The organism is Micromonospora trifolii, assembly GCF_050516465.1.
Classification (GTDB): Bacteria; Actinomycetota; Actinomycetes; order Mycobacteriales; family Micromonosporaceae; genus Micromonospora; species Micromonospora trifolii.
On the sequence record NZ_CP191526.1, the window covers coordinates 5670623 to 5689327 of the forward strand.

At 71.5% G+C, this 18705-nt stretch carries 15 protein-coding genes; 3 read left to right on the forward strand and 12 right to left on the reverse strand.

Features of this window, described 5'->3' with window-relative positions:
- Positions 1–278 precede the first annotated feature (278 nt).
- The 3 genes from ACQRWP_RS26415 to lysS form a co-directional block, all read right to left on the reverse strand.
- Positions 279–2825: an ATP-dependent Clp protease ATP-binding subunit gene (locus tag ACQRWP_RS26415; RefSeq protein WP_430498550.1), complete on the reverse strand. Its 2547-nt coding sequence runs from the start codon at positions 2823–2825 to the stop codon at positions 279–281.
- A 534-nt stretch (positions 2826–3359) separates the two neighbouring features.
- Complete coding sequence (locus ACQRWP_RS26420) at positions 3360–3704, reverse strand: histone-like nucleoid-structuring protein Lsr2 (protein WP_036392792.1); 345 nt, start codon at positions 3702–3704, stop codon at positions 3360–3362.
- Positions 3705–3816: 112 nt separating this feature from the next.
- A complete protein-coding gene (gene lysS, locus ACQRWP_RS26425; protein WP_430498553.1) occupies positions 3817–5325 on the reverse strand; it encodes a lysine--tRNA ligase in 1509 nt (502 codons plus the stop codon).
- 88 nt (positions 5326–5413) lie between these two features.
- On the opposite strand from lysS, the gene ACQRWP_RS26430 reads away from it, so the two are divergent.
- The gene (locus ACQRWP_RS26430; RefSeq protein WP_430498554.1) at positions 5414–6154 is read left to right on the forward strand and encodes a class I SAM-dependent methyltransferase; all 741 of its coding nucleotides are present in this window, start codon (positions 5414–5416) and stop codon (positions 6152–6154) included.
- A gap of 36 nt (positions 6155–6190) precedes the next feature.
- Here the strand turns inward: ACQRWP_RS26430 and ACQRWP_RS26435 are convergent, their stop codons facing one another.
- From ACQRWP_RS26435 to ACQRWP_RS26465, 7 genes are all read right to left on the reverse strand, one after another.
- Positions 6191–6949 (reverse strand): type III pantothenate kinase, encoded by a 759-nt coding sequence (locus tag ACQRWP_RS26435; RefSeq protein WP_430498556.1) that lies wholly within the window; start codon positions 6947–6949, stop codon positions 6191–6193.
- A gap of 17 nt (positions 6950–6966) precedes the next feature.
- On the reverse strand, positions 6967–7863 hold the full coding sequence (nadC, locus tag ACQRWP_RS26440; protein ID WP_430498558.1) for a carboxylating nicotinate-nucleotide diphosphorylase: 897 nt from the start codon (positions 7861–7863) through the stop codon (positions 6967–6969).
- Between the two features lie 53 nt (positions 7864–7916).
- On the reverse strand, positions 7917–9614 hold the full coding sequence (locus ACQRWP_RS26445; protein WP_430498560.1) for an L-aspartate oxidase: 1698 nt from the start codon (positions 9612–9614) through the stop codon (positions 7917–7919).
- Between the two features lie 98 nt (positions 9615–9712).
- Positions 9713–10609 carry a septum formation family protein gene (locus ACQRWP_RS26450; protein ID WP_430498562.1) on the reverse strand — a complete coding sequence of 299 codons (897 nt, stop codon included), beginning with the start codon at positions 10607–10609 and terminating at the stop codon, positions 9713–9715.
- A gap of 96 nt (positions 10610–10705) precedes the next feature.
- Entirely contained in the window at positions 10706–11134 is a 429-nt protein-coding gene (gene panD / locus ACQRWP_RS26455; protein WP_112674301.1) for an aspartate 1-decarboxylase, read from the reverse strand.
- 44 nt (positions 11135–11178) lie between these two features.
- Positions 11179–12027 carry a pantoate--beta-alanine ligase gene (panC, locus tag ACQRWP_RS26460; RefSeq protein WP_430498565.1) on the reverse strand — a complete coding sequence of 283 codons (849 nt, stop codon included), beginning with the start codon at positions 12025–12027 and terminating at the stop codon, positions 11179–11181.
- A 55-nt stretch (positions 12028–12082) separates the two neighbouring features.
- Positions 12083–13054, reverse strand: a complete 972-nt coding sequence (locus tag ACQRWP_RS26465; RefSeq protein ID WP_430498567.1) for a Rossmann-like and DUF2520 domain-containing protein — start codon at positions 13052–13054, stop codon at positions 12083–12085.
- 333 nt (positions 13055–13387) lie between these two features.
- Between ACQRWP_RS26465 and ACQRWP_RS26470 the strand changes: the two genes are divergently transcribed.
- Positions 13388–14554, forward strand: a complete 1167-nt coding sequence (locus ACQRWP_RS26470; protein WP_430498569.1) for an SAM-dependent methyltransferase — start codon at positions 13388–13390, stop codon at positions 14552–14554.
- Positions 14551–15738, forward strand: coding sequence for an NADH-quinone oxidoreductase subunit D (locus ACQRWP_RS26475; RefSeq protein ID WP_430498571.1), 1188 nt, complete (start codon positions 14551–14553; stop codon positions 15736–15738). The genes ACQRWP_RS26470 and ACQRWP_RS26475 overlap by 4 nt, the downstream gene beginning before the upstream one ends.
- Before the next feature lie 18 nt (positions 15739–15756).
- Here ACQRWP_RS26475 and ACQRWP_RS26480 read toward each other — a convergent pair whose 3' ends face one another.
- Both ACQRWP_RS26480 and ACQRWP_RS26485 read right to left on the reverse strand, forming a co-directional pair.
- Entirely contained in the window at positions 15757–17406 is a 1650-nt protein-coding gene (locus ACQRWP_RS26480) for a hypothetical protein (RefSeq protein ID WP_430498573.1), read from the reverse strand.
- A gap of 110 nt (positions 17407–17516) precedes the next feature.
- Positions 17517–18521 (reverse strand): glycine betaine ABC transporter substrate-binding protein, encoded by a 1005-nt coding sequence (locus ACQRWP_RS26485; protein WP_430498575.1) that lies wholly within the window; start codon positions 18519–18521, stop codon positions 17517–17519.
- Positions 18522–18705 lie beyond the last annotated feature (184 nt).

Genomic DNA, 18705 nt, shown 5'->3' on the forward strand with positions numbered 1-18705 from the left:
CTTGCCGGGCGCGGCAGCGTGAGAGCGCGCGCACGCGGGCGGTGCGTCGGGCAAGTGCGACGCAGAGGCGGGCCGGGAGGGCAGGCACCGCGCGTCGGACGCGAACCGCAGGGCGCATGCGGCGTCACGGGCGCGTGCGACGGGCAGGTGCCACGCACCGCCTGAGGCCCGGAGGGTGGCGGCCTGGTGGGGGCGGGGGCGGCGGTGACCTGAGGGGGCGCAAAAAGGCGGGGCCCCGGTGGCTTGCGCCACCGGGGCCCCGCCCCTTGCTGGTTGTGTTACTCGTCCACGCCTGCGGCGGCGGCGGTGCCAGCGGCAGTGCCACCGAGATCGGCCGGGACGGCGTCCGGAACTTCGACCGGCTTGTCCGAGCCCCGGAAGACGAGCTTGGAGTTGTCGATGTCGTCCGGGTCGCCCTCGCAGTCCACCACGACGATCTGACCCGGGGTCAGCTCGTTGAACAGGATCCGCTCGGAGAGGTTGTCCTCGATGTCGCGCTGGATCGTGCGACGAAGCGGACGGGCACCGAGCACCGGGTCGAAGCCCTTCGCGGCCAGGTACTTCTTGGCGTTGTCGGTCAGCTCCAGACCCATGTCCTTGTTCCGCAGCTGGCCCTCGATCCGCTGGATCATGATGTCCACGATCGAGAGGATCTCGGTCTGGCGCAGCTGGTGGAAGACGATGGTGTCGTCGATCCGGTTGAGGAACTCAGGCCGGAAGTGCTGCTTGAGCTCGTCGTTGACCTTCTGCTTCATCCGGTCGTAGTTGGACTCGGAGTCCTCCGACTGCTGGAAGCCCAGCGACACCGCCTTGGCGACGTCACGGGTGCCCAGGTTGGTGGTCAGGATGATGACCGTGTTCTTGAAGTCCACGATCCGACCCTGACCGTCGGTGAGCCGACCGTCTTCGAGGATCTGCAGGAGCGTGTTGAACACGTCCGGGTGGGCCTTCTCGATCTCGTCGAAGAGGACCACCGAGAACGGCCGACGCCGCACCTTCTCGGTCAGCTGCCCGCCCTCGTCGTAGCCGACGTAGCCGGGAGGGGCACCCACGAGCCGGGAGACCGTGTAACGGTCGTGGAACTCGGACATGTCCAGCTGGATGAGGGAATCCTCGCTGCCGAAGAGGAACTCGGCGAGCGCCTTGGACAGCTCGGTCTTACCGACACCGGACGGGCCAGCGAAGATGAACGAGCCCGACGGGCGCTTCGGGTCCTTCAGGCCGGCCCGGGTACGCCGGATCGCCTTCGAGACCGCCTTGACCGCGTCCTCCTGGCCGATGACGCGCTTGTGCAGCTCGTCCTCCATGCGCAGCAGGCGCGAGGTCTCCTCCTCGGTCAGCTTGTAGACCGGGATGCCGGTCCAGTTGCCGAGAACCTCGGCGATCTGCTCGTCGTCAACCTCGCTGACGACGTCCAGGTCACCGGCCTTCCACTCCTTCTCCCGCTGAGCCTTCTGGCCGAGGAGCTGCTTCTCCTTGTCACGCAGCTGGGCGGCGCGCTCGAAGTCCTGCGCGTCGATCGCGGACTCCTTGTCGCGACGCACCTGGGCGATGCGCTCGTCGAAGTCACGCAGGTCTGGCGGCGCGGTCATCCGACGGATTCGCATCCGAGCGCCGGCCTCGTCGATCAGGTCGATCGCCTTGTCCGGGAGGAAGCGGTCGGAGATGTACCGGTCGGCCAGGGTCGCGGCAGCCACGAGAGCGGCATCCGTGATCGAGACGCGGTGGTGAGCCTCGTAGCGGTCCCGCAGGCCCTTGAGGATCTCGATGGTGTGGGCCAGCGACGGCTCACCCACCTGGATCGGCTGGAAGCGGCGCTCGAGAGCGGCGTCCTTCTCCAGGTGCTTGCGGTACTCGTCGAGCGTGGTGGCACCGATGGTCTGCAGCTCACCACGGGCCAGCATCGGCTTGAGGATGCTCGCGGCGTCGATCGCGCCCTCGGCGGCACCCGCACCCACCAGGGTGTGGATCTCGTCGATGAACAGGATGATGTCGCCGCGGGTGCGGATCTCCTTGAGCACCTTCTTGAGGCGCTCCTCGAAGTCACCGCGGTAGCGGGAACCGGCGACGAGCGCGCCCAGGTCGAGCGTGTAGAGCTGCTTGTCCTTGAGGGTCTCGGGCACCTCGCCCTTGATGATCTTCTGGGACAGGCCCTCCACCACGGCGGTCTTACCGACGCCGGGCTCACCGATCAGGACCGGGTTGTTCTTGGTACGGCGGGAGAGCACCTGCATGACCCGCTCGATTTCCTTCTCGCGCCCGATGACCGGGTCGAGCTTGCCCTCGCGGGCGGCCTGAGTCAGGTTGCGGCCGAACTGGTCCAGCACCAGGCTGGTCGACGGCGCGGCCTCACCCGGCGCGGCGCCCGCCGCGGCGGGCTCCTTGCCCTGGTAGCCGGAGAGCAGCTGGATCACCTGCTGGCGGACCCGGTTGAGGTCGGCGCCGAGCTTGACCAGCACCTGGGCGGCGACGCCCTCGCCCTCACGGATCAGCCCGAGCAGGATGTGCTCCGTGCCGATGTAGTTGTGGCCGAGCTGCAGCGCCTCGCGCAGCGACAGCTCCAGCACCTTCTTGGCCCGCGGCGTGAACGGGATGTGCCCGCTCGGCGCCTGCTGGCCCTGGCCGATGATCTCCTCGACCTGCTGGCGGACGCCCTCCAGGGAGATGCCGAGGCTCTCCAGGGCCTTTGCCGCGACGCCTTCACCTTCGTGGATCAGGCCCAGCAGGATGTGTTCCGTACCGATGTAGTTGTGGTTGAGCATCCGGGCCTCTTCTTGGGCCAGGACGACAACCCGTCGCGCTCGGTCGGTGAACCGCTCGAACATGCCCTCGTGCTCCTCACGTGCCGTGCGCCTTGATGGTCAAGATCTTGGCGGGGCCGGTGCACGAACGTCCAGGACGGGCGTCCGTGCCTCCTTACTCTATCGTCGCTGACCGACTCAGCTGAGGTCGTGTGTCTCTGCTCTGGGTCGGTTGCACGTCGTTTTGAACAACCGTCCGCGCTCAGGAGGTGTTCCGGTAGCCCTGTCGCTACGCGCAGAGCGAAATCCGACTGGCTCGACGGAAGCCCCATCCGGGGTCCGGAAGCGCTCCGGGAGGCCCGGGAGGGTGGACCGGCGGTCGCGGCGAGCGCCGCGCCGGCCCCTGGGGGAGGTTGTCCACAGGCTGTGGATAGCTGTTCCACTGGTTGTGGACAACGTCGGCGGGTCCGGAATGCTTCCCGGCCCCGAACGGACACGGCAACGCCCCGGACGGGGACGGCGACGCCGCCCGGATACGGCGACGCCGGCCCGGAGAACTCCTCCGGCCCGGCGTCGGTGTCGCCTGCGGTGGCGACTGGCCACCAAGTCGCTGACGGATCAGCGCTTCGCGTGGAACTCGTCCACGATCTCCTGCGGGATACGACCCCGGTCCGAGATGTCCTTGCCGGCCTTCTTGGCCCACTCCCGGATCGCCTTGTTCTGTTCCCGATCGGCGGTCGCGCCGCCCCGACCGCGGGCAGCCCGCCCACCGATCACGACACCGCCCCGGCCGACCTTGGTGCCGGCACCTACGTACGAGGCAAATGCATCGCGCAATTTCGCGGCGTTGGCGCTCGACAGGTCGATCTCGTACTGAACGCCGTCGAGGGCGAACTTGACGGTCTCGTCCGCGTCCCCGCCGTCCAGGTCATCGACCAGCTTGTGAATGATCTGCTTGGCCACGTCCCACATTCCTTTCGAGCAGGGTGCTCCTGCTAACGAGAGCACAATAACCCGCGCGCCGCTCGTCGCGTCAATAGGATCCGGTTACGACTCGGCGTGAGCCCGGACGGGACTACTCCTGGCGGACCAACGGGAAGAGGATCGTTTCCCGAATTCCGAGGCCGGTCAGGGCCATCAACAGCCGGTCGATTCCCATTCCCATACCGCCGGCCGGTGGCATTCCATACTCCATCGCCCGAAGAAAGTCCTCGTCGAGCCGCATCGCCTCGTCGTCGCCACGGGCGGCCAACTGGGCCTGGGCGACCAGTCGCTCGCGCTGCACGATCGGGTCGACCAGCTCGGAGTACCCGGTGCCCAGCTCGAAGCCGAGCACGTACAGGTCCCACTTCTCGGCCAGCCCAGGCTCGCTGCGGTGCGCCCGGGTCAGCGGGCTGGTCTCCTCCGGGTAGTCCCGCACGAAGGTGGGCGCCTCCAGGCCGGGGACGACCAGTTCCTCGAACAACTCCTCGGCCAGCTTGCCCGGGCCCCACTTCGGGTCCACGGCCAATCCCACCTTGTCCGCGTACTCCACCAGACGGGACCGTTCGGTACGGACCGTGACCTCCTCGCCCAGCGCTTCGGAAAGCACACCGAACAACGTCACGGACCGCCACTCGCCACCCAGGTCGAACTCCCGCCCGTCGGCGTGGGTCACCACCGTCGAGCCGCTGACCGCGATCGCCGCCTGTTGCACGAGATTACGGGTCAGCTCGCCGATCGTGTCGTAGTCGCCGTACGCCTGGTACGTCTCCAGCATCGCGAACTCCGGCGAGTGCGAAGAGTCGACACCCTCATTACGGAAGTTGCGGTTGATCTCGAAGACGCGGTCGACACCGCCGACCACAGCGCGCTTGAGAAACAGTTCCGGAGCGATTCGCAGATACAGATCGGTGTTCAGCGCATTGCTGTGGGTCACGAACGGTCGGGCTGCCGCACCGCCATGCAGCAGTTGCAACATCGGCGTTTCCACCTCGATGAAGCCCTGCCCGTGCAGTGAATCGCGCAGACTGCGTACCGCGGCGGCCCGGGTGCGCACCATCTCCCGTGCCTGCGGCCGGACAATCAGATCGACGTAACGCTGCCGGACGCGCGCCTCCTCGGAGAGGGGCTTGTGGGCCACCGGCAACGGTCGCAGCGCCTTGGCGGTCATCTCCCATTGCTGAGCCAGGACCGACAGCTCACCCCGGCGGCTGGTGATCACCTCACCGGTGACGCCGACGTGGTCGCCGAGGTCGACGAGGCGCTTCCACGCCTCCAGCCGCTCCGGCCCGACCCGGTCCAGCGAGAGCATCGCCTGCAACTCGGTGCCGTCGCCGTCCCGCAGGGTCGCGAAGCAGAGCTTGCCCGTGTTGCGTACGAAGATCACCCGGCCGGTGACCGCGACCTGGTCGCCGGTAGCGGTGTCGGTGGGCAGGTCGGCGTAGCCCGCCCGGACCTGCGCCAGGGTGGTGGTGCGGGGGAAGCCGACCGGGTAGGGCTCGACGCCCTCGGCGAGCATCCGGTCCCGCTTCTCCCGGCGGACCTTCATCTGCTCGGGAAGGTCATCGGCGGGGTCGACTGGCACGGGGTTCTGCTCGCTCACGGCACGCTTCCTCGTCACGGAGATACAGGGGGTCAGGCCCGAGCGTACTCAAGCGGTCCGGAGGCCGTTACGGGATAACCTGCCCGTCATGGTCGATCACACTCACGCCCTGTCGTTCGGTGCCGCCGCGAGTGATTACGACCGGTTTCGACCAGGTTATCCCGAGGCGGCGATCCGCTGGGCACTCGACGGGCTCAGCGAAGCCCGGGTGGTCGATCTCGCGGCGGGCACCGGCATCCTGACGCGCGCTGTGCTGGCCCTGGCCCACGAGGTCGTACCGGTCGAGCCCGATCCGGGGATGCGGGCGCAGCTCGCCGCCAGCACCCCGGGCACGACGGCCCTGGCGGGCAGCGCCGAGGCCATGCCGCTGCCCGACTCGGGGGCGGACGCGGTGCTGGTCGGGACGGCGTACCACTGGTTCGACCAGGAGCCCGCGCACGCCGAGATCGCCCGGGTGCTACGTCCCGGCGGCACATTCGCCCCCATCTGGAACATCCGGGACGGCAGCGTCGACTGGGTGGCCGAGCTGGGTCGCATCGCCCACTTCGGGGACAAGTCGACCAGCGAGGTCTTCGGCGAGCGCCCCGACTTCGGCCCCGCGTTCGACGCCGTCGAGAAGCGCGAGTTCACGCACCGCACCACGCTCACACCGGACGAGTTACTTGGCATGGTCCGCACCCGCTCGTACTGGCTCACCGCCTCCACCGACGATCAGCGGCGGGTCGAGCGGGAACTGACCGAACTCCTGAACACCCACCCTGCCCTGGTTGGCCGGGACACCATCGAGCTGCCGTACCGGACGCTGGTGCTGCGCGCCCGGCGGCGCTGACGGCCGCGCGAGGCCGGCGCCCGACGGCGGCCGGGGTCACAGGTTGCGTTCGTAGACCATCCGCAGACCGATCAGCGTGATCATCGGCTCGTGGTGGGTGATGGTGCGACACTCGTTGATCACCAGGGAGGCGAGGCCGCCGGTGGCGATCACCGCCCGCACCTCGCCCAACTCCTCGGTCATCCGCTCGACGATCCGGTCCACCTGCCCGGCGAAGCCGAAGTACAGGCCGGCCTGGAGGCACTCCACGGTGTTCTTGCCGATCACCGAGCGGGGCTTGGTGGCCTCGACCTTGCGCAGCTGCGCGGCCCGGGCGGCCAGCGCGTCGAAGGAGATCTCGATGCCCGGGGCGAACGCGCCGCCGAGGAACTCACCGCGCTCGCTGATCACGTCGAAGTTGGTGGTGGTGCCGAAGTCCACCACGATCGACGGGCCGCCGTAGAGGGTGTACGCGGCCAGGGTGTTCACCACCCGGTCGGCGCCGACCTCCTTCGGGTTGTCGATCGCCAACTGCACCCCGGTCCGCACTCCCGGCTCGACCACGACGCTCGGCAGGTCGGCGTAGTAACGACTCAGCATGGTGCGCAGCGACCGCAGCGCGGCCGGCACCGTGGAACAGGCGGCCACACCGGTGATCTCGACGTTGTCCCCGGCGAGCAGACCCCGGAACATCAGGCCCAGCTCGTCCGCCGTCGAGCGGGCATCGGTCTTGATCCGCCAGGAGTGCACCAGCTTGTCGCCGTCGAAGGTCGCCAGCACGGTGTTGGTGTTTCCGATGTCGATGCAGAGCAGCACGCACGCAGCCTAGACAACTAGTTGGCGCGCAGGTCCAGCGCGATGTCCAGGATCGGCGACGAGTGCGTCAGCGCGCCCACCGAGAGGAAGTCCACGCCGGTGGCCGCGTACCGGCCGGCCACCTCCAGGGTCAGCCCGCCGGTCGCCTCCAGCTCCGCCCGGTCACCCACCGCGGCCACCGCCTCGGCCAGCACCTCCGGCGTCATGTTGTCGCAGAGCAGGAAATCAGCCCCGGCCTCCACCGCCTCGACCGCCTCGTCGACAGTGGTCACCTCGACCTGCACCGGCACCTCCGGGAACGCCTCCCGGACCCGCCGGTAGGCCGCAGTGATGCCGCCGGCCGCCAGCTTGTGGTTGTCCTTGATCATGGCCACGTCGTAGAGGCCCATCCGCTTGTTGGTGCCACCGCCGGCCCGCACCGCGTACTTCTCCAGCGCTCGCAGGCCCGGCGTCGTCTTGCGGGTGTCCAGCACCATCGCCTTCGTGCCGGCCAGCGCGTCCGCCCAGGCGCGGGTGTGGGTGGCCACCCCGGACATCCGGCAGAGCAGGTTGAGTGCCGTCCGCTCGGCCGTCAGCAGCAGCCGGGTCGGGCCGGTCACCGTCGCCAGCACGTCGCCGCGGGCCACCCGCTCGCCGTCGCGGGCGAGCACCGACACCTCGACGGTACGACCGAAGCCCGTCACCTCGCCCACCAGCTCGAACACGGCGGCGGCCACCGCCATCCCGGCCAATACCCCGTCCGCGCGGGCCACCAGGTCGGCGGTGTCGGTCTGCTCCGCCGGAATGGTGGCCACGCTGGTGACGTCCAGGAAATCCGGGCCCAGATCCTCGACCAGCGCGCCCTCGATCACCTGCCGTACGTGCGCCGGATCCAGACCAGCCGCCCGCAACGCCGTCTCCGTCGACTCCGTCATTGCCATCTCCGTTCGCGACTGCGGGGCTCGCAGAATCGGCTCGCTCCTCGCGCTCACTGTGACCTTCCCTCCCATTGCTGCGTCACCCGCTCCTGCGCCCCGACCGCCCCGACCAGATGGCCCAGCCACCGTTCGTCGGCCGTCGGGAAGTCCTCCCGCCAGTGGCAGCCCCGGGTTTCACCACGGGCGTACGCGGCGGCAACCAGCGTCGACGCCACGGTGAGCAGGTTGGTCGCCTCCCAGTCGGCGGTCCGCGGCCGGCCCCGGGCAGCGCCCAGCTCGGTCAACGTCCCGGCCGTCTCGGCCAGCGTCGCCGCGGATCGGAGCACCCCGGCCCCCCGGGTCATCGCCCGTTGCAGGGTCGGCGTCACCTCCGCGGGCAGCACCCAGCCCGTCCCGCCACGCCAGGCGCCGGTCTCCGCCGGCTGGGCCTGCTCGGGCAGGCCGGCCGCGATGTCCTCGGCGATCCGCCGGGAGAAGACCAGACCCTCCAACAGCGAGTTGCTGGCCAGCCGGTTCGCGCCGTGCACGCCCGTGCAGGCCACCTCGCCGCAGGCGTACAGGCCGGGGATGGAGGTACGGCCGCGCAGATCGGTGCGGACCCCGCCGGAGGCGTAGTGGGCGGCCGGCGCCACCGGGATCAGGTCGGTCGCCGGGTCCACGCCGATCGCCAGGCAGGACGCCACGATGGTGGGGAACCGACCGGCCAGGAAGTCGCCGCCCAGGTGCCGTGCGTCGAGGAAGACGTGGTCCGCGCCGGTGGCAAGCAGCACCCGGTGGATGCCCTTGGCCACCACGTCCCGGGGTGCCAGCTCGGCCAACTCGTGCTGGCCCACCATGAACCTCTTGCCGTCCGCGTCCACCAGGTACGCGCCCTCGCCGCGCAACGCCTCCGAGACCAGCGGCTGCTGTGCGTGCCCCGCCCCGGGCACCCCCGCGCCGGACGGAGTGATCAGGGCGGTCGGGTGGAACTGGACGAACTCCACGTCGGTCACCGCCGCGCCGGCCCGCAGCGCCAGCGCCACCCCGTCCCCGGTGGAGACCGCCGGGTTGGTGGTGGCCGAGAAGATCTGCCCCATGCCGCCGGTGGCGAGCACCACGGCACGGGCCAGCAGCGCGCCGACGCCGTCCTCGCTGCCCTCACCCAACACGTGCAGGGTGATGCCGCAGGCCGGGCCGAGCCCGTCCGGGCCGTCGCCGGGCGCGCGCAGCAGGTCCAGCACGAGAGCGTGCTCGACCAGCCGGATCCACGGGTCGCGCTGCACCGCTGCGTGCAGGGCCCGCTGCACCTCCGCGCCGGTGGCGTCCCCGCCGGCGTGCACGATCCGGTCCGCCCGGTGCCCGCCCTCGCGGGTCAGCATCAGCGAGCCGTCCGGGTGACGATCGAACTCGGCGCCGATCCGCATCAGCTCACGGAGCCGGGTCGGGCCCTCCTCGACCAGCACCCGAACCGCCGCCGGGTCGCAGAGCCCCACCCCGGCGACCTCGGTGTCCCGGGCATGCGCCGCCGGGGTGTCGGCCGGGTCGAGCACGGCGGCGATGCCGCCCTGCGCCCACCGGGTCGAGCCGTCGTCAATGTTGACCTTGGTGACCACCGTGACGTGCAGACCCGCCTCACGCAGGTGCAGCGCCGCGGTCAACCCGGCCACGCCGGAACCCACCACGATCACGTCGGTGGTCTCCACCCAGCCGGGCGCGGGCGCGGCCAGCAGCGCGGGCAGGGCAGGCAGGTCGACGGTCGGGAGGTCCATCCCCCCAGTCAACCCGAACCATCCTCGCCCGGGGCGGCGGGGGCGGGACGAGTGTTTTGGGCGACCCCGTCCGGCGCGCGCCGACCGTCAGGCCGTGGTCATTTCGTCCGGACCGGTAGACCAGCCGGGCCCGCGCCCTTCAGCGAGGCGGTCACCGTACGGTCGCTGAGCCACAGATAGCAGCGGACGCCCCGATCACCGACCTTCCAGCGCCCAGCCCCGGGCGGACGGACCACCACACCGCTGCGGAAGCGCAGCTTGGCGTCGTCCGGTACGCCCGCGTACCGGGCCAGGACGCTGCGACAACCCGCGTAGAGCGGCAGCCAGTCGGCGTCCCGGGTCGGGTACGCCAGGTCCGGTGCGCGCCACACCCCGACGAACTCGGCGTCGTGCTGTTTGCCGCACTCCACCGGGGTCAGCGTCTGCACACCCCGCCCGGCGCCACCGCGGGTCTGCTGGCAACCGAGGCGCAGCGCGGTGGGGCCCTTCAACGCGTCCCGCAGACTGCCCGACCGGACCACCACTGTGGCCGCCGCCTCGACCGTGGTCAGCTCGGTGAGGTCACAGCGGAACCACCGGGAACCCGCCGTCCAACCCGGCCCGTTGGGCAGCGCCACGGACAGCCGCAGTCGGCCGGACCGCCAGTCGTCCCCCACGTAGCCGGTCGCCCGGGTGTCGCACTCGGCGAATGCGCCCCGCAGCTCGGCCGAACCACCCGCCGGAGCGGTCGTCCGCCCGGCCGGGAACGCCCCGACGTGCACGGTCTCCAGGCGGTGCGGCCCGGCGCAGTCCACCGGCTCATAGCTGGCCAGGCTGACCAGGTCGGTGAAGTCGGCGGCGTGACACACACCGGCGGCCGGGGTGAACGCCGACGGCGCTGGCAACGCCGCCCAGTCGTCGGTCAGATCACCGTCCAGGCCGCCGGACCCGGCACAGCCCACCAGCAGCACTGCCGACACGGCAGCGGCGAACAGGGTCGTCATGGCACGGCTCATCGCGGCCTCCCCCAGCCACCGACCGGCTTCCGCCAGCGTGCCCAGGGTAACCGGAAATGACCTTCCGGTAACAGACCGGAATCGCGGTACGGGGGATCAGACTCCGGACACGGCCAACGGGCTGGGTACCGGGTTCCCGGCCGTGCCGGGTGCCGCCGCAGCCGGGTCGGCACCCAACTCGATCACCCGGTTGTCGGCGTCGACATGCACGACCCGTGGCCGGTAGGTCCGGGCCTCGGCGTCGTCCATCTGCCCGTACGAGATCAGAATGACCAGGTCACCGGGGTGCACCAGGTGCGCGGCGGCGCCGTTGATGCCGATCACGCCGCTGCCCCGCTCGCCCGGGATCACGTACGTCTCCAGCCGGGCGCCATTGGTGATGTCCACGATCGCCACCTGCTCGCCGGGGAGCAGGTCGGCGGCGTCGAGCAGATCCTCGTCCACCGTCACCGAACCGACGTAGTGCAGGTCGGCCTGGGTCACCGTGGCTCGGTGGATCTTCGACTTGAGCATGGTCCGCAACATCGGAGTGGCCTTTCGCGGTATCGGTGGACGGTGGTGCGACCGGGTCAGGGGCGCGGGGCGAGGTGGATCGCCGCGTTGTCGATCAACCGGGTGGCGCCCACCCAGGCGGCGATCACCAGCCGGGCCGGCCCGGCCACCGGCCCCGGTTCCAACTCGGGATCGGTGAGCACCAGGTAGTCGAGGCGGGCACCAGGCGTACCGGCGCCGAACGCGGCGTGCGCGGCGGTCAGCACCGCCCCCGCGTCCAGGCCGTCGTCGGCGGCCCGCGCGCCGGCCCGCAGCGCCGCGGACAGACTCAGCGCGGCGGCCCGCTCCGGCTCGCTCAGGTAACGGTTGCGGCTGGACAGCGCCAGCCCGTCCGGCTCCCGGACGGTCGGCACGCCGACCACCTCGACCGGCACGTCCAGGTCGCGGGCCATCCGCCGGACCAGGGTGAGCTGCTGGTAGTCCTTCTCGCCGAAGAACGCCAGGTCCGGCTGGGTGAGCTGGAGCAGCTTCAGCACCACGGTGAGCACGCCGTGGAAGAAGCCGGGGCGGCTCGCCCCCTCCAACTCGGCGCCGAGCGGGCCCGGATCGAGGCGTACGCGGGGCTGCCCGTCCGGGTACATGTCCGCCACCGACGGGGCGAAGACCAGGTCGGCGCCCGCCCGCCGGCACACCTCCAGGTCGGCGTCGAGGGTGCGCGGGTAACGGTCGAAGTCCTCGTTCGGCCCGAACTGCAACGGGTTCACGAAGACCGTAACCAGCACGTGGTCGGCCTGTTCCCGGGCCGCGCGCAGCAACGTCTCGTGCCCGGAGTGCAGCGCGCCCATGGTCATTACCACCCCGACAGTGCCCTTCAGCCCGGCCCGGGCCTCGGCCAACTCGGCGCGCGTGTGCACCACCTGCGTCACAGCGACACCTCGGTTCGCGACTGCGGGGCTCGCAAGATCGGCTCACTCCTCACGCTCACGCGGCCACCTCCCGACCGCTGTCGGCCAGCACGCCGAGCAGCGACTGTGCGTCCACCGGTTGCAGCCGGCCGGCGGCGATCGCCCGGTCGGCGGTACGACGTGCCAACGCCAGGTACGCGGGGACGGACTCCGGCGCGGTGGCCGCCAATCGGGCCAGGTGCCGCTGCACGGTGCCGGCGTCACCACGGGAGACCGGACCGGTCAACGCGTCGTCGCCGAGCCGCAACGCGTTCTCCAGGGCGGCCCGCAGCAGCGGAGCGAGCACCTTCTCCGGTCGGGACACCCCGGCGTCCCGCAACCGGTCGGTCGCCTCGTTGACCAGGGTCACCAGGTGGTTCGCGCCGTGGGCCAGCGCGGCGTGGTAGAGCGGGCGGTCCGACTCGGCCACCCACTCGGGCACGCCACCGAGGTCGGCGACCAGCCGGGCAGCCAGCGGGCGCAGCTCCGCCGGGGCGGTCACCCCGTACGAGATGCCGTCCAGACGGGCCAGGTCGTCCGGCGTACCGGTGAAGGTCATCGCGGGGTGCAGGGCGAGCGGCCGGGCGCCGGCCGCGACGGCCGGCCCCAGCACGGCCAGGCCGTGCGCTCCCGAGGTGTGCGCGACGATCTGGCCCGGGCGCAGCGCGCCCCGCTGCGCGAGGTCGGTCACCACACCGGCCAGCCTGTCGTCCGGCACCGCGATCAGCAGCAGGTCGGCGGCGTGGGCCACGGCGGCGACCGGGCGGCGGGGCACCTCGGGCAACAGCAGGGCGAGGCGGGCGCGACTGGCTCCGGAGCTGCCGGAGACGGCAACCACCCGGTGCCCGGCGGCGGCGAGCGCGGCGCCCAGCACGGCGCCGACCCGACCGGCGCCAATGACACCGACGGTGAGCAGACGGGAGGTGGCGCGGGCGCCGGGAACGGCGCTATCCCACGAGGCGGCGGGCCCGGATGGGCCGGCCGGACGCGGGCGCAACGGTGCGCTCATGACGACGATCCAGTCCTCGAGAAGGGGTACCGGTCGATCGCAAGTATGCGCCCGGCCTACCGAACCCGGACAAGCATGTGTGAAAACCTTCACCACCGCCGCAACGCCCCGTCCACACCCCAGCCCACGCCCCAGCCCGGCCCGCGTCGATCATGGAGACGTGGTGCCTGGTTTGGCAGCGGAATAGGCAATTGTCCCCCACCACGACTCCATGATCGACACGGCAGCTCGCGGGTGGGACGCGCAGCTCGCGAGTGCGGGGATCACGCGTCGCCTCGTATTCGGTGACCGTAGGGTCGGCACGGTGACCCACGCGCAACGCGGAATGCACTGATGTCGATTTTGTGGCGTGACGCCATGGCCAGCGCCCTCTACGGGCCGGGCGGCTTCTTCGTCGCCGGCACCGGGCCGGCCGACCACTTCCGCACCAGCGTGCACGCGTCCCCGGCCTTCGCCACCGCCCTGCTGCGCCTGATCTCGGACGTGGACGCTGCCCTCGGCCACCCTGACCGGCTCGATGTTGTTGACGTGGGCGCTGGGCGTGGGGAACTCCTGCAAAGCCTGCTCGGCCTCGTCGCGTCTGGGGGCGCCGTCGGGGTTGCGGTGGGGGTTTCCGCCCGTACCTTGCGGGATGAGCCGTCGTCGGGCACCGCCCGTCCGTCGCTCGCGGAGCGAGTCCGCTTCACAGCAGTCGAGTACGCGGACCGCCCCGACAACCTGCCCGAAGAGATCAACTGGACAGCCGAGATCCCCGCCAAGATCACCGGAGTGTTGATCGCCACCGAGTGGCTGGACAACGTCCCACTCGACGTGGCGATGCACGCGGAAGATGGTTGGCGATATGTGCTGGTCGACCCCGAGAGCGGCACGGAGACGCTTGGTGAGCTGGTCAGCCCTGCTGATCTCGACTGGCTCACGAACTGGTGGCCCGGCCCCGCGAGCACGCCCAGTGCGGACAGCGACCCGAGTCCGGGGGCGACCTGGTCTGACGCGGAAAGCGGAAGCGAGTCGGGTTTCCGGGCAACCCCCCACACCAACCACCGCGTAGAGATTGGAAGGCCGAGGGACGAAGCCTGGGCCGACGCGGTCCAGAAGATCAGCCGAGGGCTAGCGGTGGCGGTCGACTATGGGCACCTGAGGGAGGCACGACCGGTCGACGGGACGTTGACCGGGTACCGGGGTGGGCGACAGGTGCCTCCGGTGCCCGACGGGTCGAGTGATGTGACCGCGCACGTGGCCATCGACTCGGTCGCCTTCGCTGGTGCGGCGGTCGCCCGGTGCGCGTACTCCCTGGTCTTGCAGCGGGAGGCGCTGCGGGCGCTCGGGGCCGACGGCGGGCGACCGCCGCTCAGCCTGGCCGGCACCGACCCGGCTGGCTACGTGCGGGCGCTGGCCGCCGCGTCGGCGGTGGCCGAGCTGACCGACCCGGCTGGGCTCGGCGGGCACTGGTGGTTACGCCAGCCGGTCGGCATCCCGCTCGGGCCGCCCGTGGCACGATGACGGGCATGACCACCGACGCCGGGGACCTCCGTGAACTGACCGTCGGCACCGGGGCCGGCCTGATCGCCGGCACCGGTGATCAGCAGCTCGGCACCGACATGGTGTTGAACATCGGTCCGCAGCACCCCTCCACGCATGGTGTGCTGCGGTTGAAGCTGGTGCTCGACGGCGAGCGGGTGGTCGCCTGCGAACCGATCGTCGGCTACATGCACCGGGGCGCGGAGAAGCTCTTCGAGGTGCGTGACTACCGGCAGATCATCGTGCTGGCCAACCGGCACGACTGGCTCTCGGCGTTCTCCAACGAGCTGGGTGTGGTGCTCGCTGTGGAACGCCTGATGGGCATGGAGGTGCCCGAGCGGGCCACCTGGCTGCGGATGGCCCTCGCGGAACTGAACCGGGTGCTCAACCACCTGATGTTCCTCGGCTCGTACCCGTTGGAGATCGGGGCGATCACGCCGATCTTCTACGCCTTCCGGGAACGCGAGACCATCCAGGCGGTGATGGAGGAGGTCTCCGGCGGCCGGATCCACTACATGTTCAACCGGGTGGGTGGCCTCAAGGAAGAGGTGCCGTACGGCTGGACCGGGCGGGCCCGCGCGGCCATCAGCGAGGTACGCCGCCGGTTGCCCGACCTGGACCACCTGATCCGGCGTAACGAGATCTTCCTGGCCCGTACCGTCGGCGTGGGCGTGCTGTCCGCCGCGGACGCCGCCGCGTTCGGCGCGTCCGGTCCGGTGGCCCGGGCCTCCGGGCTCGACCTGGACCTGCGCCGCGACGACCCCTACCTGGCCTACGACGAGCTGGACGTGCCGGTGGTCACCAAGACCGCCGGGGACTGCCACGCCCGTTTCGAGGTGCTGCTCGACCAGGTGTACGCGTCGCTGGACCTTGCCGAGCAGTGCCTCGACCGGGTGGACCGGCTGACCGGGCCGATCAACACACGGCTGCCGAAGGTGCTCAAGGCGCCAGAGGGGCACACGTACGCCTGGACGGAGAACCCGCTCGGCATCAACGGCTACTACCTGGTGTCCCGGGGCGAGAAGACGCCGTGGCGGTTGAAGCTGCGCACCGCCTCGTACGCGAACGTGCAGGCGTTGGCCACCCTGCTCCCCGGCTGCCTGGTCCCGGATCTGATCGCGATCCTCGGCTCGATGTTCTTCGTGGTCGGCGACATCGACAAGTGACAGGGGTCGCCTGACCGGTTACCGCCAGCGGTCGGCGGGTGGCGCGCCGCCGGCACGCGGTACGTCGTCCTGCGGCGGGTAGCCGTAGCGCTCGTCGACCCGCCGCCGGCCGGTCCGTTCCGGCGCGGGTTCCGCCTGGTGGCCGCGTTGGCGCGGTGGGCGCCACTCGTCCGGCACCGGCACACCACCGACCGGCAGCGCCGGCCTTCCCGGCTCGGCCCGCCGGCCCCCGTCGTGGCGGCGCGGTTCCTCATACCGGCCGGCGTCCTCGTAGCGGCCGGCGTCCTCGTAGCGGCCGGCGTCGTCGTGGCGGCGCGGCTCCTCGTGACGGCGCGGCTCCTCGTGACGGCGCGGCTCCTCGTGACGGACGGCCGCCCAGCGGTCGGCCACCCGGTACTCGGTGCCGGTGGCGTCGGCGTGCACCTCGGCCCGACGTTCGCCGACCCGCAACTCGCGACCGTTCTCGTCGTCGCGGACGGCGGCCCACCGGTCACCGGCCCGCAGCTGCGACCAGTACTCGCCGGTGTCGTCGGCCCGCAGCGGCGGCCCGGGCTGCGGCGCCGCGGCACCGGCCCGGTTGTGCTGCTCCGACCAGCCCCGATCGTCCGGGCTGTCCCAGGAGCCCGCCGCTGGCCGCTCCGGGGTTCGGTGCGACCGGGCCGCCGGAGCGGGCTCGTCGGGCTGGGCGTACGGGCCGCGCCGATCGGTCCACTCCGGTTCGTCGCGGCGGCCCGTCCAGCCCGGCTCGTCGCCGTACCCGGCCCTGGGGTGCTCCTCCGGCTCGCTCCTCGCCCGGCCGGCCGGGCGGGGGCGCTCGTCGGCGTCGCCGCCCCGGGTCCACTCCTGCGCGGGTGGGGTCCACTGACCGGCGTACCCGCCGCCGTAGCGCCCGGCCGGCTCGGCCGGGCCGCCGTCCACCACTGTGTGCCGGGTGGTCACGTGCACGGTCTCGGTGTGTCGGACCACGCCACCCGGCCGGTGCGCGGCCTCGGGGCGGTCGTGTTCCCGGGGGCGGGCCGAGCCGTACGCAGTGGCGGCCGGCCGTTCCCCGCCGTACGTCCCGGCGGCGGCCGGCGGCTCGGGGGCCTCGCGGGCGTACGCCGCCTCGTCGTCCGGGTGCTCGGGGCGCCCCCATCGGGGCGCGTCGTCGGGACCGGGCACCCGGGAGCGGCCGGCGGGCGCGTCACCCCGGACACGGGCCACCGGCACGTCGTCCACCGGCGCCTCGGCGGCAGCCACCCGCGCCCGTCCGGCGCCCGCCGGCTCGACAGCGGGGGCGGCACCGGCGAGGGCGGCACCGCTGGCGTCGAGACGGCGGCGCACCGCGGCGATCCCCTCCTGGGCGCGTTGGGCCTGGTCGAGCGCCTGGTTACCGCGATGGGCGGCGGCCACGATCTCGCTACGCAGCTCCCGACGCAGCTCCTCGATCTCGTCCAGCAGCTCGTCGGTCCGCGCCGAGTCGCCCTCGCCGTCGGGCCGCAGCGCGATGGAGAGGCCGATCAGCACCACCGCGAGGATGGCGAGCACCGCGGCGAAGCGCAGCGGGCCGTTGCCGTCGGCCACCAGCAGGATCAGCGCCGCCACCGGCGCTAGAGCGACGCCCGCCCAGAAGAGCATGGTCAGCAGCGGTGGTCGACGCCGGGCGTCGGAGGTGGCCGGGGCTGGCATGGATGTGCAGCCTACCCACGATATCCACCGGAGGGAACGGGGTCCCCGGGACGCGCGGACGCCCCCGCCCGGTCGGGGGCGAGGGCGTCCTCAGCACGTGCGGGAAGGGCTCAGCTGGTGGCGAAGGCGCCATCCGAGGAGAAGATCAGGCCCACGCTGATCGAACCGTCACGCAGCCCGCTCTTGGTCAGCGGGCCGCCCTGGTCCAGCGAGGAGAACTTGCCGACCGACAGCCCGTACGTCTTCTCCAGGCCCGGCTTGCAGAACGGACGCTGCTCACACTCCGGCGGGCCACCCAGCACGGTCGCGCTGCCGGAGCACTTCGCCGCCAGCTCGGAGAGGGTCCGCACGCCGTACTTGTCGGCGAAGGCCTGGGTCACCGCGAAGGCGTTCTGGTCCTGTGCGGCGGCCGGGGTGCCGAAGGTGAGGCCGGCCTTGTCGCCCTCGGCCTTGAGCGCGGTCACCGTCGTGTTGATGTCCGGCGAGGAGACCGGCTGCGCGTTCTGGCCGTTGGCCTTGGTGTTGAGGAACTCGGCCATGGTCGCCGCGTACTCCGGGACGACCTGGATCTCGCCCTTCTCCAGGGCCGGCGCGTACAGCTCCCGGTTGCCGATCTGCTGCACCTTGACCTGGTAGCCGGCGGCGGTGAGCACGACCCGGTACAGCTCGCCCAGGATCTGGCTCTCGGCGAAGTTGCCGGCGCCCACCGTGATGTCGCCGCCCGGGCCCTTGGCGATGCCCGCGGTGAGGTTGTTCGCGCTGGCGAACTCCTCGGCCGCCACCTTGGCGGTCTGGCGGTCCTCGTTCACCGCCTTGTTGAGCTGGATCAGCTTCGGGGTGTCGAGCGCGGCGGAGACCTTGTCCAGTGCGGCGATCAGCTGCGGGTTGGCCGCCTTGCTGTTGACCGCGGGAATGACGTTGTCGGAGTTCTGGAGCTTCTTGTCGTCCTGCAAGGCGATGAGCTGCTGACCGGCGACCGGGGCGCACCCGGCGCCGGAGGCGCTCGTCTGGGGTGCGTCGGTGCCGGACGAGCCGGCGTCACCGCAGCCGGTGAGGAGCGCTGCCCCGGCGACGGCGCTGACCGCCCCGATCGCCAGACGTGTACGTGCGCGCATGTGCCCGCCTTCCGTGTCCCGGCGCGGCCCGTCCCGGGCCGGCCGCGTGTCCGACGGGCGATCCTGACTGTCGGTCGCCCGCGAATGTCCACCCAACATGCTCCGCAACCGACCGACAACTTGGGATGGACTTCGTCACCTCATCGTCACCGATCGGACGGACCTGGGTCGCCGGCTCGACGCG